14 protein-coding genes are annotated in these 16,091 nt (G+C 64.8%); 8 read left to right on the top strand and 6 right to left on the bottom strand.

Annotated elements, in window-relative coordinates; translation table 11 throughout:
* From AB0Y14_RS06450 to iolG, 3 genes are read left to right on the top strand one after another with little or no spacing between them, the layout of a single operon-like run.
* The gene (locus tag AB0Y14_RS06450) at positions 1 to 783 is read left to right on the top strand and encodes an SDR family oxidoreductase (protein WP_436588362.1); all 783 of its coding nucleotides are present in this window, start codon (positions 1 to 3) and stop codon (positions 781 to 783) included.
* A gap of 29 nt (positions 784 to 812) precedes the next feature.
* Positions 813 to 1,673: a TIM barrel protein gene (locus AB0Y14_RS06445; protein ID WP_436588361.1), complete on the top strand. Its 861-nt coding sequence runs from the start codon at positions 813 to 815 to the stop codon at positions 1,671 to 1,673.
* 11 nt (positions 1,674 to 1,684) lie between these two features.
* Positions 1,685 to 2,695, top strand: a complete 1,011-nt coding sequence (gene iolG, locus AB0Y14_RS06440) for an inositol 2-dehydrogenase (protein WP_436588360.1) — start codon at positions 1,685 to 1,687, stop codon at positions 2,693 to 2,695.
* A gap of 7 nt (positions 2,696 to 2,702) precedes the next feature.
* Here iolG and AB0Y14_RS06435 read toward each other — a convergent pair whose 3' ends face one another.
* The 4 genes from AB0Y14_RS06435 to AB0Y14_RS06420 all read right to left on the bottom strand — a co-directional run bounded on the left by AB0Y14_RS06435 (position 2,703) and on the right by AB0Y14_RS06420 (position 6,032).
* Positions 2,703 to 3,518 carry a siderophore-interacting protein gene (locus tag AB0Y14_RS06435; protein ID WP_436588359.1) on the bottom strand — a complete coding sequence of 272 codons (816 nt, stop codon included), beginning with the start codon at positions 3,516 to 3,518 and terminating at the stop codon, positions 2,703 to 2,705.
* 84 nt (positions 3,519 to 3,602) lie between these two features.
* On the bottom strand, positions 3,603 to 4,352 hold the full coding sequence (locus tag AB0Y14_RS06430; RefSeq protein ID WP_436588358.1) for a sulfite exporter TauE/SafE family protein: 750 nt from the start codon (positions 4,350 to 4,352) through the stop codon (positions 3,603 to 3,605).
* A 6-nt stretch (positions 4,353 to 4,358) separates the two neighbouring features.
* A complete protein-coding gene (gene iolB, locus AB0Y14_RS06425; protein ID WP_436588357.1) occupies positions 4,359 to 5,249 on the bottom strand; it encodes a 5-deoxy-glucuronate isomerase in 891 nt (296 codons plus the stop codon).
* Between the two features lie 45 nt (positions 5,250 to 5,294).
* Positions 5,295 to 6,032, bottom strand: a complete 738-nt coding sequence (locus AB0Y14_RS06420) for a GntR family transcriptional regulator (protein ID WP_436588356.1) — start codon at positions 6,030 to 6,032, stop codon at positions 5,295 to 5,297.
* A 216-nt stretch (positions 6,033 to 6,248) separates the two neighbouring features.
* On the opposite strand from AB0Y14_RS06420, the gene AB0Y14_RS06415 reads away from it, so the two are divergent.
* The 5 genes from AB0Y14_RS06415 to AB0Y14_RS06395 all read left to right on the top strand — a co-directional run bounded on the left by AB0Y14_RS06415 (position 6,249) and on the right by AB0Y14_RS06395 (position 12,373).
* On the top strand, positions 6,249 to 7,676 hold the full coding sequence (locus AB0Y14_RS06415; protein WP_436588837.1) for a sugar porter family MFS transporter: 1,428 nt from the start codon (positions 6,249 to 6,251) through the stop codon (positions 7,674 to 7,676).
* Positions 7,677 to 7,781: 105 nt separating this feature from the next.
* A complete protein-coding gene (locus AB0Y14_RS06410; protein WP_436588355.1) occupies positions 7,782 to 8,402 on the top strand; it encodes a pyrimidine dimer DNA glycosylase/endonuclease V in 621 nt (206 codons plus the stop codon).
* On the top strand, positions 8,399 to 9,856 hold the full coding sequence (locus tag AB0Y14_RS06405) for a TIGR01777 family oxidoreductase (protein WP_436588354.1): 1,458 nt from the start codon (positions 8,399 to 8,401) through the stop codon (positions 9,854 to 9,856). Before AB0Y14_RS06410 ends, AB0Y14_RS06405 begins: the two co-directional genes overlap by 4 nt.
* Positions 9,853 to 10,938 (top strand): EamA family transporter RarD, encoded by a 1,086-nt coding sequence (gene rarD / locus AB0Y14_RS06400; RefSeq protein ID WP_436588353.1) that lies wholly within the window; start codon positions 9,853 to 9,855, stop codon positions 10,936 to 10,938. Before AB0Y14_RS06405 ends, rarD begins: the two co-directional genes overlap by 4 nt.
* Positions 10,939 to 11,059: 121 nt before the next feature.
* Positions 11,060 to 12,373, top strand: a complete 1,314-nt coding sequence (locus AB0Y14_RS06395; protein ID WP_436588352.1) for an NRAMP family divalent metal transporter — start codon at positions 11,060 to 11,062, stop codon at positions 12,371 to 12,373.
* A 60-nt stretch (positions 12,374 to 12,433) separates the two neighbouring features.
* On the opposite strand, the gene AB0Y14_RS06390 is transcribed toward AB0Y14_RS06395, so the two are convergent.
* On the bottom strand, positions 12,434 to 14,245 hold the full coding sequence (locus tag AB0Y14_RS06390) for an acetyl/propionyl/methylcrotonyl-CoA carboxylase subunit alpha (protein ID WP_436588351.1): 1,812 nt from the start codon (positions 14,243 to 14,245) through the stop codon (positions 12,434 to 12,436).
* Positions 14,246 to 14,278: 33 nt separating this feature from the next.
* The gene (locus AB0Y14_RS06385; RefSeq protein WP_436588350.1) at positions 14,279 to 15,952 is read right to left on the bottom strand and encodes a carboxyltransferase domain-containing protein; all 1,674 of its coding nucleotides are present in this window, start codon (positions 15,950 to 15,952) and stop codon (positions 14,279 to 14,281) included.
* Positions 15,953 to 16,091 lie beyond the last annotated feature (139 nt).

Raw genomic sequence — 16,091 nt, 5'->3', positions numbered from 1 at the left:
GTGCAAGAACTTTTGAAGGACAAAGTCGTCCTGGTCACGGGCGGTTCTCAGGGCCTGGGGCTTGCCATCGCGCAGGCCGCGGCTCGGGAAGGCGCCCGTGGCGTCGCAATCGTCGGGCGTCATGAGGACAAACTGGCCACAGCCGAAAGGAGCCTCGGGGAATTCGCTGCCGAGACCTTCAGTGTCGTCGCCGATTTGGAGTCCCCTGGGGAGGCCGAGCGCGTCGTCGCCGAAACCGTCAACAAATTCGGCCAGATCGACTCCCTGGTCAACGCCGCGGGGGTCACCACGCGGGGGGCGCTGGAGGACACGAGCCGTGAGCTCCTCGGCCAGCATCTCGCGGTCAATCTCGTGGCGCCGTTCATGACGATGCAGGCCGCGGTCTCCGATATGAAGCGCCGCGGGGAGCCGGGGACGATTCTCAACATTCTCACGATGTCGATGCACGGCGGTCAGCCGTACCTCGCTCCGTACGTGGCCTCCAAGGCCGGACTGGCCGCGGCAACCAAGAACGCTGCCTACTCGCACCGGTGGGACAGGATCCGTATCAACGGGTTGAACATCGGGTGGACACAGACTCCGGGCGAAGAGGTCATCCAGAAAACGTTCCACGATGCTTCGGACTCTTGGTTGACGGAGGCTTCCGCATCGCAGCCCATGGGCAAATTGGGCCAACCCGACGAAATCGCGGACGCTGTGGTCTTCCTCCTTTCGGAGCGCAGCGGTGTCGTCACGGGATCGATCATTGACTGGGATCAGATGATCCTGGGAACGCACGACTGAAACACATACCTCAAGGAAGAGGAATCATCATGACGAAATTGGCCACCGCCCCCATCACTTGGGGCGTTATCGAGGTGCCGGACTGGGGAATTCAGCTCAAACCCGAGCAGGTCCTCCAGGACATGACGGAGCTCGGATTCTCGGCCACGGAATTCGGGCCGGAGGGTTTCCTCCCGGACGATCCCGAAGGCCGTTCGAGGGTCTTGAAGGAGCACGGTCTCTCGGCCGTCGGAGGTTTCTTCCCCGCGGTTCTGCACCGTGAGGACCAGGACCCGTTGCCGCAGATCCACAAAGAACTTGAAGCGTACGCGGCAGCAGGGGCCGACGTGATGGTCCTGTCTGCGAACTCCGGACAGGCCGGATATGACACTCGTCCGGATCTCAGCGAGGCCGAGTGGGATACCCTCCTCCGCAACCTCAACACCATCAATGAGGCAGCCGCTGAGGTGGGCGTCACCGCGACTCTGCACCCGCACATGGGAACGCTGGTACAGACTCCTGAGGAAACCGAACGGGTTCTCGCCGGGTCGGCCATTGGCCTCTGCGTGGATACCGGGCATTACACCCTGGCCGGCGGTGACCCGCTGGCGCTGGTGCGCGAGCACCCTCATCGGGTCGCCCACATCCACCTCAAGGATGTGGATCTTTCCGTGGCCAAGCAAGTTGCCGACGGCGAATTCGACTACCGGGAAGGGTGCCGTCGCGGAATGTACCAAGCATTGGGCAAAGGCGACGCGAAGATCGCAGACATCGTCAAGGGTCTTCAGGACGCTGGTTACAAGGGGTGGTATGTCCTCGAGCAGGATACCGTTCTGGACACTGAAGAAGACGCCGCCAAAGCCCATGAGGATGCCCGATATTCCGCCCAGTTCATCAAAGAACTGATCTGAGAGGGGATCCCATGACGCAGAAAATTCGCATTGGTTTGATCGGAACAGGCCGAATCGGTCAGGTTCATTTCCAGAATCTGGTTGCATCCCCGGACACAGAATTGACCTGGATCGCGGATGCTTTCCCGGAGACGGCGCGCGCATTGGGGGAGACCATCGGCGCCAAGGTCACCGCGGACCCCCTCGAACTGATCAATTCGGGCGACGTGGACGGCGTGGTCATAGCGTCCCCGACACCTACGCACGTGGAACTCATCGAGGCCTCCGTCGACGCCGGAGTCGCCGTTCTGTGCGAGAAGCCGATCGACCTCGATATCGGACGTGTCGATGCTCTGAGGAGCAAGGTGGCCGCCTCCGAGGTTCCGGTGGCGATGGGGTTCAACCGCAGAATGGATCCGGCATTCGCTGAGGTGCGGCAAAGGGTCCAGGCAGGGGAGATCGGGAACCTTGAAGAGGTGACCATCATCAGTCGCGACCCGGCGCCGCCTCCCGCAGCCTACCTGGGCGTTTCCGGCGGAATCTTCCGGGATATGACCATTCACGACCTCGACATGGCACGGTATTTCGCGCCCAACATCGTGGACGTGAGCGCGACGGGATCCTGCCTTTTCGACGAAGGCGCTCGCCTGCACGGACATTTCGACAGCGCGGTCGTCACCCTGACGTCAGAGGACGGCACACTGATCTCGATCACGAATTCTCGGCACAGTGCAACAGGGCATGACCAGCGCTTGGAGGCCTTCGGGTCCGCCGGTGCTCTCAACGTGCTCAACTCGTCGACGTCGCTGGTCACCCTGTCCAACGCGGCGTCGGTCGAGTCCAAGGCCACCTATCAGGAGTTCTTCCTGGAGCGTTACGCTGCGGCGTACCTTCTCGAGCTGGAAGAATTCGTGAAGTGGATCAAGGGCGAGGAATCGCGAAGCCCCACGTACGAAGACGGGCGAGCCGCACTGATCCTCGCCGACGCCGCTCAGAACTCGGCGGAAACCGGTCGGAAGGTTACGGTCGACCTGGGTTCCTGATGAAGTCTCAGTCCTCGATCTTGCCGATCGGTTCACGCTTTTCGGCCTGGAATCTGTCTTCGGTACGGCCGTAGGCCCAGTAGCCGGAGATCGAGATCTGCTCGCGCGGGATCTCGCGTTCCTTGAGGAGACGGCGCACCTGTTTGATCGATTCCCGCTCACCGTGGGCGAAGACGTCAACTTTGCCTTCGGGCCATTCCCGTTCGGTCATCAACGTGGCCAGCCGGTTCGGGTCGGCGCCTGCGCCCTCCTTGGCGTGCCACACGATCTCCAGGCCTTCCGGCGCGGTGATGTCCTGGCGGTCTTCGTCGTCGTCGAGAACGATGAAAGCGTACCCGCGGGCGTCGGACGGGAGGGCCTCGATGCCGGACGCGATCGCGGGCAGGGCCGACGCGTCGCCCGCGAAGAGATGCCAGTCCGCGGTGGGGTCCGGGGAATACTTGCCGCCGGGGCCCATCAGAAGCAACGGGTCACCGGGGGAGGCCGAAGCGGCCCAAGGTGCGGCGAGCCCCTCGGTCCCGTGGGTCACGAAGTCGATCGTCAGCCGGCCCGCCTCGTGGTCCACGGAACGGACGGTGTAAGTGCGGGTCACGGGGACGTCTTCGGGCGGCAGCGTCTCCCGCAGTTCCATCATGTCGAAGGGGGCCGTGAGATTCAGTTCGGGTTTCGCGAAAACGAGCTTGACGTATTGGTCCGTGCACCCGTTGTCCTCGAAGGAGGAGAACCCTTCCCCACCCAGAACGAGCCGAACCATGTGAGGGGTGAGTTCGCGGCGTTCGAGGACCTCGAGGACGGTTTGGGGTTTGCGCTTGGGCGATGGCATAAGGCTCCGATCCGCAGTTTGCTTAGGCTTACCTCACTCTATCTTTCGACGGTCTGCAGCCCAAAGGTCATGCCGCGAGCGGAATTATATTAAGAGATAGACGGCGCCCAGGACCGTCACCACGATCACGGCGAGGTCGAAGGTCTTCTGCTGAATCTTCTGTGCAGCCCACCGTCCGAAGAGGGCGCCCGCGACCACACCGGGAACCAGAATGAGGTCCATGAGCAGCGTGTGCGAGGTGATGAGGCCGAGCCCGATCGATACGGGGAGCTTGAGTACATTCATGGTCGCAAAAAACCACGCGGCCGTGCCCAGAAAGGCATTGACTGGGAAACGGGCCGCGAGGAAATACATGGACATGACGGGTCCGCCGGCATTCGCGACCATAGTCGTGAAGCCGCCCAGGGATCCGTAACCGGTGGCGGCTGCCCATGACGCGGATACGGGGTCATCCGTGATCCTGACTTTTTTCCTGCGTTGCCACAAGGTCAGTCCCATCAGCATCAGCAGCAGTATGCCGATCACGCGCTGGACCACCGCGTCACCGGCGAATGCCAGGAACACGCCGCCGATCGTCAGGCCGATCAGAACCGCGGGAATCATGCGCACCAGAGTCGGCCAGTCGGCGTGTCGGCGATAGGTCCACAGGGCGAATGCGTCACCGACGAGCAAAAGGACCAGCAGTGCCCCCGTGGACGGTTTCGCGGGCAGTACCGCCGCGAAGATTGCTACGGCGAGCGTGTTGAACCCTGGGAGCGCAGTCTTGGAGAACCCCACCAATGCGGCGGCCAGGGCCAGGCCGGTCCAAGCGAGCCAGGTCAATTCGGGTAGCACGGTTGCTTAGCTGCCGAAAGGCAGACGTGAGTCGATCTCCTGCTCGTCCCACTGCTGACGGACCCAGCCGTGGTGGGGGTCGTCGCTGATGAGCCATTTGCGGACCGGCCCCGGGCCGGCCATCACGTTGAGGTAGTAGAGGTCGTATCCGGGAGGGGCCATGGCTGGGCCGTGCCAGCCGTACGGGACCAGGACTACGTCGCCGGTCCGCACCTCAGCGTTGACATCGATGGGTCGATCGTCGGACGCGTAGACGCGCTGGTAACCGATCGCATCGGTGGCTTCCTTCGGTGCATCCGGGGTCACCCGCGTTTCGAAGTAGTAGATCTCCTCGAGTCGGGTCTCCTCGCCTTCCTTCTCCTCGTCGTGCTTGTGCGGAGGGTAGGAGGACCAGTTGCCCGCTGGTGTCAGAACCTCGCACACGATGAAACGGTCCGCTTCGAGCGCTGCGGGTGTGCCGAAGTTGCGCACCTCTCGGGAGCAGTTGCCGGCACCGCGCAGTTCGAGCGGTGCCTCGTCCTTGGTGATCAGCCGCGTCGGGAATTCGTTCGAGGCCGGTGCGGAAGCGATGGCCACACGGACCCCGGTCGCGCCGGAGAGCTGGACGGCCTTGTTGACGCCGGTATAGAGGACATCGGTGGGACCGTGGAAGACGGATTCCCGGCCGGAGAGCTCGTAGGTCCGGCCGTCGACCACGGCGGTTACGTCCCCGGACAGGGGAATGATGATGCGTTCTTCGGCCACGGCGTCCAGGGTGACGGTCTCGCCCGAGAGAGTCGCCGTCTTGAGGCCGGTGTGCTCCCAGCCCTCGACCTGCTGGGCCGAGTCGTAGGCGCCGAGGGAGACATCCCACGGACCGTCGGCCGCCTTGCCCAATGGATATACCCAATTCGTCATGTGTGCATCCTTTCGATTGGTCTTCCGGATCGGAGGAATCTGTGGTCAGGCCGAGAGCGTCATCTCGAAGGAGTAGGAATCGGCCCGATACACATGCCGTCCTGTTTCCGCTCGACGGCCGATATCGTCCGTCGCGGTACGGGACATGGTCACCAGCGCGGAACCGGAGTTGGTCTGGAGCAACTGGGCCTGGTCGTTCGTCGCGACGGCCGCACCGATTTTCTGCTGGGCCAGCCTGAAATTGATGCCTTGCTGCCGCAGGAGCGTGTAGAGGCCTCGGCTCTCGAGGCCTTCCCGAGTCAACTCGGCGATCTCGATCGGAACCCAATTTTCCATGATCGCCAAGGGGGTCCCTGCCCGGTTGCGGACGCGCTTGAAGTAGTACACGGTCGAGCCCGGTTTCAGGTTGAGCCGGGCCGCGACGTCGTCCGGTGCCTCGATCTCCTCGAATTCCAGGACCTTGGTCGTGGGCTGGGCCCGGTCGTCATTCAGGTCCTCGTACAGCGAGGTCAATCCGACGGAGCGACGGATCTCCGAGGCGACCACCTGGGTCCCCACGCCGCGTTTCCGAACGAGCAGACCTGATCGAACGAGCTCATCCATTGCCTTGCGCACCGTGGGGCGGGAGAGGTGGAGGTCCTTGGCCAGGGAGAGCTCATTGTCGAGCATCGTCCCGGGCGGAAGATTTCCTTCCGCGATGGCTGTTTCGATCCCGTGGACCAGCTGGTGGTACAGCGGCACGGGCGACGAGCGGTCGATCGTCACGTCGATAGATGCTGTCATGGTCTAGCTCCGTCGTTGGTTCCCGACTGTGTCCTTTGTCAGGACAATAGGATTTGATCGTAGCACGCCGACTCGACGCGTGGCCTGAACAGCTCCTGCACCAGCCTTTGACCAGTACATTTCCACACTGTGACTCGGCGTATGAGGTCGAACATACTGCTTTGGAGTAGACATAAGAAGTCCCCCACGCACCCTGCCCCAGGAGGTCCTGCCGTGATGTCTTCCCGTTCGGTATCGACACGAAGAAACGGGTCCGACGGCGCGGCGCCGCTCGAGAAGAAGATGACCGGACCCATGCGCCTGGCCGCGATGGTGCTCACGGTGGGCGGCCTCCTGTTCGGTTACGACACCGGGGTCATCAACGGTGCCCTGCCGTCCATGGCCGCAGACTTCTCGATGGACGAGAAGTACGAGGGGTTCGTGACCTCTGCTCTCCAGTTCGGCGCCATCTTCGGTGCAGTCTTCGGGGGTCGATTCTCGGACCGACATGGGAGGCATCGCACGGTTGTCCTGGTCGCCGCCCTGTTCACGGTCGGTGCCATCGGATCGGTCCTTTCGCCGCACTGGTGGGTCCTTTCCCTCTTTCGTGTGGTCCTGGGGCTGGCCGTCGGCGGAGCATCGGTGACCGTTCCCGTGTATCTGGCGGAACTCGCACCGACCCACCTGCGCGGAAGAATCATCTCGCAGAACGAGTTCATGGTGGTCTTCGGCCAGCTCCTGGCCTTCGCCTTCAATGCCGGAATCGCCGGGGTAGCCGACGCCGAGCAGGCCAGCACCTGGCGCTGGATGCTCGCGATCTGCATCGCCCCCGCCATCGCCCTGTGGGTCGGAATGATTGCGGTCCCGGAATCACCCCGCTGGCTGGCCAGGGGCGGACGGGTCGACGAAATGCTCGAGGTCCTGCGGAAAGTCCGGGAGCACACGTTCACCTCCGTCGAGCTCGACGACGTCAGGGAATTGGCCGAACGAGACGAGCAGGCGGCCCAGGGCACCGTGTCCGACCTCGTGCGGACCCCCTGGATTCGGCGGATCCTGGTGATCGGCGTCGGCATGGCGATCATCAACCAGATCTCAGGCATCAACGTGGTCCAGTACTACGGCGTCACGATCCTGACCGACGCAGGATTCACCGGCAATACGGCGTTCGTGGTGAACCTGCTGATTGGGCTGGCGGGCGTCGTCGGCGTCGGCGTCGCGCTCGCGATCATGACCCGGGTGCGGCGCAAGCTCATGCTCAGCACGGGCCTGACCGGGACCATCGTGATGCTCTCCGTGCTGGCCGCTACCTCCGTGTTTATGAGCGATGACGTCGTGGCCAAGCGGTGGATCGTCCTTTTCTCGATCGTCGTGTTCGTGGGGATCTCCCAGTGCGCGATCGGCACGATGACCTGGCTCTACATGTCCGAAATTTTCCCGCTCACTGTGCGAGGGGCGGCCATGGGAATCAGCACCGGCGTCCAGTGGACAGTGAACTTCCTGGTCGCGCTGTTCTTCCCCCTGCTCTCCGCGGCGTGGGGGTTCGGCATGACCATCGCGGTCTTCGTGGTCTTGCAGATCGTGGCTCTCGCGTGGGTCCGACTCAAGGTTCCGGAAACCAAGGACAAGTCCCTCGAACGCATTGAACGAGAATTCCGGGACGCATAGACCGGGCTGGGACGGGGCCACGAGGAGGAGCGGAGCGAGTAACGTGGGGCAGACGGCGCGCGGGGCAGCGAGGCCCCGGCCTGCGAACCACAACAGGAGGTCTTTGTGAGGCTTTGGTCCCTTCACCCGTCCTACCTGGACGCCAAAGGGCTCGTTGCCGCCTGGCGTGAGGCCCTGCTGGCGCAGAAGGTCCTCGCGGGAGCGACCCACGGGTACCGTCAGCACCCGCAGTTGGTCCGGTTCAGGGGCACGGACGAGCCCCGGGCGGCGATGTCCGCATTCCTCCGCGGTATCCATCGGGAAGCCACCGCACGCGGATACAAGTTCGACGTCGAGAAGATCATCCGGGGACCTCTCCTGGCCGGGGAGACCGAGCTCGCCGAGCCGGGACCGGACTGGATCGACGTTCCCGAGAACGCTTCGTCTCCTGCCCCGGCGGCCGCGGCCGCGGGGGAGGACGCCGCCCCCGTGCGGGCACGTGCGGCCTCGGCTCCCGAAAGGGCACAGGCCACGACGGATACCCGGACCGTTCCTCTGATCCCCGTCCGCCAGGGGCAACTCGACTACGAGGCGGAACTGCTGACCTTCAAATTGCGCCTGCGCGCACCGAAACTGGTCGCGCGGCTCGAAACCGACCTGAGAAACGCACGACTCGAGATCCATCCCCTGTTCACGACCGTCCCGGGCGGCATCGAACCCTGGGAGAAAGTGAGAGACGACCTATGAGCACGTTTCGGAACACATCCGACATCACCCACCCACGTTCGGTCGTCACCGAATGGTATGCGAGCCCCGGCGCCGTCGTCCGGCTGAGTCCGCCCTGGAACACCAAGGTCCTCACGGAGCCGACGAACGGGCTCGACGTCGGCTCGGAGACGCAACTGCTGATGGGGGTGCAGTGGGCCGAAGGGCTCTTGCCAGGAAGCATCCCCGTGCGGCCGGGAACCCGTTGGACGGCGGAACACACCCAGTACGCGCCCGGCCGGAGCTTCACCGACGAGATGAAGAAGGGTCCGTTGAAGTCCTGGACCCACCACCACGAATTCGCTGACGGAGGGCCGGGAAGCACGATCGTCTCCGACACGGTCACCTACGAGCTGCCGGGTGGATTGGACCGGAAGTTCTCCTTCGGCGCGACCGCGTTCGCGAAGGAACTCGATCGAGTCTTCGCCTTCCGAACCGATCAGACGCAGGCGGACCTCGACTTCGCTTCCTTCCTGGACGACGTCCGCACCCGAGCAGGGGCCGCGGCCGGAACGCTGACCGTGGCCGTCGCGGGAGCCTCCGGAATGGTGGGGACCCAGGTCTCCGCGCTCTTGCGTGCGGCCGGACACAGGGTCCTGCACCTCAGGCGGCGCAATGGGTTCAGCGGAACCATCGGGTCGGACGAGATCGCCTGGGACCCGGACCAGCACAGGTTGGACCCCCAAACGCTCGTCGGCGTCGACGCCGTGATCAACCTTGCCGGCGCGGCAATCGCCGGACCCTTCACGGACAAGCATCGTCGCGCGGTGCTGGAGTCCCGCCTCAACAGCACCGAAACGATCGTCGCCGCGATGCGCGAGGTCGCCGACAACGGCGGGCCCCGGACCCTGGTCAACGCATCGGCCAGCGGATACTACGGGCACGACGCCGACGTCGTCACCGAGAACGACGGTCCCGGCGAAGATTTCCTCGCCGACGTCTGCACCCAGTGGGAAGCGGCCGCCCTGAAAGCCGAAGACTTCGGCACACGCGTGGTCCCGGTCAGGACGGGTCTTGTTCTCAGCTCATCGGGTGGCCTCCTGGCCGCGCAACTGCCGCTGTACTTCGCGGGCGCAGGAGGGCCGCTCGGTGGCGGCGACCAGTGGCAGCCCTGGATCAGCCTCGAGGATCTCGCGCAGATTTACGCCTTCGCCGTCGCCGACCCCCAGGTGAACGGTCCGCTTAACGCGGCGGCGCCCCACCCGGTGCGGCAGAAGGAATTCGCGAAGACCCTCGCCTCGATCCTGCATCGTCCGAGCGCGGTGCCCACGCCCAGGCAGGCCCCCGGCCTCCTTCTCGGGAAGCAGGGCGCTCGCGAACTCGCGCTGAGCTCGGCCGCGTTGGTGCCCCGGGTCTTGGAGAACCGCGGGTACACGTTCCGATTCGACCAACTGGAGTCAGCGCTCCGACACACACTGGGAAGGACGGCTCATTGACCCCATCGCACGAACCGTGCGGGAACCGGCCGTCATCCGAAGGCCTCCCGGGCGGCGATGCCCCTGACTCCACGGCGTCGCCCAACGAGCCCGCCACGATCACCGGAGCGCTGCCCGAGGTCATCGTCTCGGACGAAACGGACGCACCCAAGGCGACCAACAACCTGAGGACCGGCTTCATCCTCGCGTTCGTCTCCTATGGGCTCTGGGGGTTTCTGCCTCTCTACTTCGCGGCGATCAAACCGACCGGGGCATTCGAGATCCTTGGATGGCGCATCTTCTTCTCGTTGATCCTGTGCGCCCTCTTGGTGACCGTGACGCGCTCCTGGGGCAAGGTCGCGGCCGTGTTCCGGAACAAGCGGGTCAATTTCACGCTCGGTCTGGCCGGCGGGATCGTGTCCATCAACTGGCTGGTCTACATCATCGCGACGACGACCGGGCACGTCCTGGAGGCTTCGCTCGGATACTTCATCAACCCCGTCGCGACGATCGTCCTCGGGGTCTTCGTTTTGCACGAAAAGCTTCGTCGGCTCCAGTGGGCGGCGGTGGGTGTCAGCCTCGTCGCCATCGTGGTTCTGAGTGTGGAGTACGGCGCGTTGCCCTGGATGTCCCTGGTGATCGCGGGCAGCTTCGCGCTTTATGGGCTCGTCAAGAAGAACGTCGGTGGTCGCGTTGACTCCCTCAGCGGGTTGACCTTCGAGACCGCGTGGTTGTTCATTCCGGCCGTCGTCGTGCTGGTCCTGGTCCACACCGTGGGCGGAGGACTTGCCTTCGGCCATATCGGCGCCCTGCGCACGACCCTGCTGGTGGGCACCGGTGCGATGACCCTGGTGCCGCTGCTGACCTTCGCCGGTGCCGCGTCCCGACTTCCGTTGTCCTACGTGGGGATGGTCCAGTATTTCAACCCGATCATGCAGTTTCTGGCCGGGTACCTGTTGCTGGGGGAGGAAATGACCACGGGCCAATGGTTCGGCTTCGCCATCGTGTGGGTCGCGATCGTCCTGCTCATCATCGACGCCGCGCGGGCCGCACGGACGTATCGCCGGGCGGTGCGCCGCGCGAGGCAGGCCGGTGCATCCTGACCGTCCGGGTTCACGGATGGCTCGGCTCATGGGGGTCTGTGTCTGGGGCCACTGACTCTTTGGTACGATTTCGTCGCTGGCCTATCCCGGTCCAGCTCGACCGCCCCCTTGAGAGGCTCACATGACCAACAACAATCGTTCCGGGAATGCCCAAGACATGCCGTGGGCAGACGATTCGGGCGGCCACGATCCGGAGAATGCCCAGACGGCCGTCGGCGACGTCGTCACCAAGAGTCGGTTGCCCAAACCGGAGTCCAAGCGTTCCATCCTTCTGGGTGCCCTGTTCCTCATGGCCACCTCGGCCATCGGCCCGGGATTCATCACCCAGACGGCGACCTTCACCGTGAAGATGGGGGCCGCCTTCGCGTTCGCGATCTTCCTGTCGATCATCGTAGATATAGCGGTCCAGTTGAACGTGTGGCGCGTGATCGGAGTGAGCGGTCTCCGGGCCGGCGAACTCGGGAACAAGCTCCTGCCCGGAGTGGGTGTGCTGCTGGGGATCTTCGTGGTCTTCGGCGGGTTCGTGTTCAACGTCGGCAACGTCGCGGGCGGCGGCCTGGGCATCAATGCCATGACCGGGCTCGATTCCACGTGGGGCGGGATCCTGACCGCGGTGCTTGCGGTTCTGGTTTTCCTGTCCAAGAAGGCCGGGGTCGCTCTCGACAAGATCGTGGTGGTCCTCGGCGTCGTCATGATCCTGATTACCGGGTACGTGGCGGTTGTCTCCGGGCCGCCCATCGGTGATGCGCTCCGCCAGACCGTTCTGCCCGACACCGTGGATGTCGCCGTGATCACGACCCTGATCGGGGGAACCGTGGGCGGCTACATCACGTATGCTGGCGCGCACCGCATGATCGATGCGGGAGTCTCCGGGCCCGACGACGTCCGTTCCATATCCAACGCGTCCATCACCTCGATCGTCGTGACCGGTGTGATGCGCTACCTCCTGTTCCTGGCCATCCTGGGTGTCGTGGCCGGGGGCGCCGCACTGACCAGCTCGAGCCTCGCCGCCGAGGCTTTCCAGCACGCCGCGGGCGACATCGGTCTGCGCTTGTTCGGCGTGATCCTGTGGGCCGCCTCGATCTCGAGCGTCATCGGAGCCGCCTACACCTCGGTTTCCTTCATGACCACTCGGGAGACCAAGACCTGGATCCGCAATGCTCTGACGGTCGGCATGATCGTGCTGTCGACCATCGTGTTCATGACCCTGGGGAAGGCTCCCGGAACCTTGCTGGTCATCGCCGGAACGATCAACGGACTGATCCTCCCGCTCGGGTTCACGGTGATTCTGGTGGTCGCCGTCTTCCGGCGTGACCTGCTGGGTGGCTACAAGTACCCCAAGTGGTTGGTCTGTGCCGGCGTTCTGGTGTGGTTGCTGACCCTCTACCTCGGCGCGGGGGCCGTTGGGCAAATCTCGACCCTGTGGAACGGGTAGGCGGGTCGGCTCGCCGGAGCCAACCCGCTTCGCCGCGACCACGTCGGCTCGGGTCGTGGCCTACCCGGCGTTGCTGAACACGCCCATCACGGTCCCGGCGGCAATTTTCTCGCCCGGCTCGACGGACCCGCGGCGGAAGACGCCCGAGGCCGGTGACTCCAGTGGCATCTCGGTCTTCATGGCTTCCAACGTCGCGAGTGTCTGACCTTCGTCGACGGTTGCTCCGTCCTCGACCTCCCACCTGACCAAGGAACCGTTCAAGGACGCGCTGACCTCGACCTCCGAGGCATCGGCGCCGCTCGAGGAAGTGCCCTGGGCCCCGTCGTCGGGCGAGAACCGTACCCCTCCGAGTCCATCGGCCAGACCGCGGCCTATCGCGGACAAGGCGTCGGCGGGGAATCTGACTCTGGTCAACCTGCCTTCGACCTCTACCCCTGCCGTCACCGAGCCGCGGGGTCCCGTGTTCTGGTCTCCGAACAACGTGTTGTCCGCGTGCCGGGGTGCCGCGTATCCACCATCCGGTTCCAGGCTCGGCGTCAGGACCTCCTCGATCCAGGTCGTGGAGATCGAGAACGGAGAACTCGTGAAGTCCTCCTGTTCGAGGACAGCCCGGTGGAAGGGGAGGGTTGTCGAAACCCCGGAGACGGTCAATTCCGCCAGGGCGCGTCGGGCCCGCGCGAGCGCGGCATCGCGGGTTGTTCCGGTGACGATGAGCTTGCCCAGCATGGAATCGAAGTCACCGGCAACCGTGGACCCTGCCACCACCCCCGCGTCCCATCTGATGCCCGGCCCCGTGGGAACAGTGATGCCCGAGATCGTGCCGCCGGCCGGAAGGAACCCACGGCCGGGATCCTCCGCGTTGATGCGGAACTCGAGGGAGTGCCGTTGCGCACGCGGTGCCTCCTCGAAAGGCAGGTGTCCGCCTGCGGCGACGTCGAGCTGCAAGCCCACCAGGTCGACTCCGAAGGTTTCCTCAGTGACCGGGTGCTCGACCTGGATGCGCGTGTTGACTTCCAGGAACGAGATCAGACCGTCGGAAGCCACCAGGAACTCGACGGTCCCGGCATTGACGTATCCGGCTTCCCGGAAGATCGCGGCAGAGGCTCGTTCGATCTCGGTCACCTGCTCATCAGTCAGGAATGGTGCCGGGGCCTCCTCCACGAGCTTCTGGTTCCGGCGCTGGAGCGAGCAGTCACGGGTGCCCACCACCACGACGCCACCGTGCGAGTCCGCTACCACCTGGGCCTCCACGTGACGGGGCTTGTCCAGGAAGCGCTCCACGAAGCATTCGCTGCGACCGAAGGCGCCCTGGGCCTCGCGGGCGGCGGATTCGAAGGCGGACTCGACTTCGGTGATGTCCTTGACCACGCGCATGCCCCGGCCACCGCCGCCGTGAGCGGCCTTGATGATGATGGGCAAGCCGTGCTCTTCCGCGAAGGCTCGGGCCTCGTGGGCATCGGCCAGTGGGCCATCGGTGCCGGGAGCGAGCGGTGCTCCCGCGGACGTCGCGATCTCCCGGGCGCGGATCTTGTCTCCGAGCGCCTCGATGGTTTCGGGGGAGGGCCCGATCCAGGTGAGACCGGCGCCGGAGACGGCTCGTGCAAAATCTGCCGACTCGGCCAGAAAGCCGTACCCGGGATGAACATCGGTCGCCCCGGAACGTTGCGCGATGCCGATGAGCTTGTCGATATTCAGGTACGTGTCCGCAGGAGAATCCCCTTCGAGGGCATAGGCCTCGTCGGCGAGGTGGACGTGCGGGGACTCGGCATCAGAATCCGCGTACACGGCGACGGTGCCGATGCCCCGCTCGGCGCAGGCGTGGAGCACACGGATTGCGATCTCGGACCGATTCGCGATCATGACTTTGCGCATGGTGTTTTCTCCGATGTGTGTGATGGGTACGAGCTAGGAAGCATCGAGGACGAGACGGATCAGCGAGCCGGGAGGCGCTTGGGCCAAGAGGCGAAGGTGGTCCGGCTCCACGACTCCGATCACGGGATAGCCGCCGGTCACGGGGTGGTCCGCCATGAAGATCACGGGATTGCCGGATGGCGGAACCTGGACGGCCCCCTCCACAATGCCTTCGCTGGGCAGTTCGCGGCCCTGGGCCTCGGCCGTACGTTCAAGGGGAGAAGGCAGCTCGTCCGTCGCTTGGTCCGATGACCATCGTGCCAGCCGGGCGCCCACCCTGTTGCTGGCCTCCGTGACGCTCCACGTCGTTTCCGTCAGCTTGCGCACCGATGCGGAGGTGAACCAGTCGAGCCGTGGACCGGGCGATATCCGGATATCCGTGACCTCCCGCCCCAGTGGAAGGTCAGCGCCGGACACCGGCGAGCCGACGGAGCGACGTGGCTGTGGACCACAACGGACGACGTCGTTCTTGGCCAGCGGTTTCGGACCGAGAGAAGCCAACGTGTCCGTGGCGGAGCTGCCCAGAACGGGTGAGGTCCTGATCCCGCCGCGCACGGCAAGACAGAACCGCAACCCTCGGTCCGGTGAGCCGATGGTGAGTCTTTGTCCGGCGAGAAGAGCGAAGGGGCGGTTCCCGGGCACCCGGTCAGCGGTGCCCGAGTCGCGGATCCTCAGGTCTCCTTCGGCGCCGGTGACAGCCAGGACGACGTCACGGAGAGCGGTGACTGACAATTGCCCGGCCGTGTTCTCGAGGACGGGCTCCGAGAGGTCGTTGCCGACCAATCGGTTCGCCGATTCGGCGGCCGCGGGGTCGGCCCAGCCCGAGGGGCTCACTCCCCAGCCGGTGTGTCCCTGGCGGCCCCGGTCCTGGATCAAAGTCGCGAGTCCGGGGCTGTCTATGCGCAAGGCGTCGCTCGCGCCGTCGTTCTCCTCGGTCAGGGCGGCGACAGGATTCCCGGTCGAGTGGTGGTCATCGCCGGGGCCGATTCCCCGTGATGCGTCAGCCTTGTCCCGGACTGTCACAGACTTCCGACGAGGGCAGAATCGAACGGTCGTGCCGGGTGTGATGAGGGCCGGAACGTCTCGTTCGAGGTCCCAGACGTCAGCATCGGTGGTTCCGATCAGCTGCCAGCCGCCGGGCGAAGCGCTCGGGTACACCGCGGAGAATTCACCGGCCAGGCCGACGGACCCCGCTGGAACCCTGGTCCGCGGACTGCTGCGTCTGGGAACGGTCAGCGGAGCCTCGCCCTCGGCGGCGACGAGGTAGGCAAATCCCGGAGAGAAACCCGAGAAGGCGGCCCTCCAGGTGGTTTCGCTGTGGCGACGCACGACCTCCTCCACGGAGGCACCCACGTGCTGTGCGACGTCGTCCAGGTCCTCTCCGCTGTACTCCACCGGGATCTCGACAACGCTCGCTCCGGCCGAGAGACCTTCTTTCCCGCGCATGCTCGACAGGCGACGCGTGCACGCCCGTTCTTCCGCCGGCGAGAGAGGGCAACGGAACCGTACGAGCAAGGTCGATGCCGCAGGAATGAGTTCGAGCTGACCCCGCAAGGGGTCTTCGGACAGAGCCGTGTGCAGGGAAAGAACGTCTTCGATTCCGTCGCAATCGACCAGAAGGGCGGAGCGGCCCGTGGGATGTATCCGACGGGGCTGCTGATCCGGCATCCTTGCTCCTGACATCTCGCCGACATTGCTTGTTTCATCGTAAACGACGGGACGACCGTGAGACCGGGTTGTCCACAGGCCAACGGCCGCCCCGCGCGAAGTGCGGGGGCGGCCGTCGGGGAGCATCGTTGGTACAGAG

The organism is Rothia sp. HC945 (genome assembly GCF_051370785.1).
Classification (GTDB): domain Bacteria; phylum Actinomycetota; class Actinomycetes; order Actinomycetales; family Micrococcaceae; genus Rothia.
Note: the sequence above shows the minus strand (reverse complement) of the source record. Positions and strands in the feature narration are given on the sequence as shown.

What these genes read in the sequence shown, in the direction of transcription:
- AB0Y14_RS06420 (WP_436588356.1), bottom strand. Translation starts at nt 6,032, where the DNA reads ATGACAGCATCTATCGACGTGACGATCGACCGCTCGTCGCCCGTGCCG.
- AB0Y14_RS06385 (WP_436588350.1), bottom strand. Translation starts at nt 15,952, where the DNA reads ATGCCGGATCAGCAGCCCCGTCGGATACATCCCACGGGCCGCTCCGCC.
- AB0Y14_RS06405 (WP_436588354.1), top strand. Translation starts at nt 8,399, where the DNA reads ATGAGCACGTTTCGGAACACATCCGACATCACCCACCCACGTTCGGTC.
- AB0Y14_RS06445 (WP_436588361.1), top strand. Translation starts at nt 813, where the DNA reads ATGACGAAATTGGCCACCGCCCCCATCACTTGGGGCGTTATCGAGGTG.
- iolG (WP_436588360.1), top strand. Translation starts at nt 1,685, where the DNA reads ATGACGCAGAAAATTCGCATTGGTTTGATCGGAACAGGCCGAATCGGT.
- AB0Y14_RS06390 (WP_436588351.1), bottom strand. Translation starts at nt 14,245, where the DNA reads ATGCGCAAAGTCATGATCGCGAATCGGTCCGAGATCGCAATCCGTGTG.
- AB0Y14_RS06395 (WP_436588352.1), top strand. Translation starts at nt 11,060, where the DNA reads ATGACCAACAACAATCGTTCCGGGAATGCCCAAGACATGCCGTGGGCA.
- AB0Y14_RS06415 (WP_436588837.1), top strand. Translation starts at nt 6,249, where the DNA reads ATGTCTTCCCGTTCGGTATCGACACGAAGAAACGGGTCCGACGGCGCG.
- AB0Y14_RS06435 (WP_436588359.1), bottom strand. Translation starts at nt 3,518, where the DNA reads ATGCCATCGCCCAAGCGCAAACCCCAAACCGTCCTCGAGGTCCTCGAA.
- iolB (WP_436588357.1), bottom strand. Translation starts at nt 5,249, where the DNA reads ATGACGAATTGGGTATATCCATTGGGCAAGGCGGCCGACGGTCCGTGG.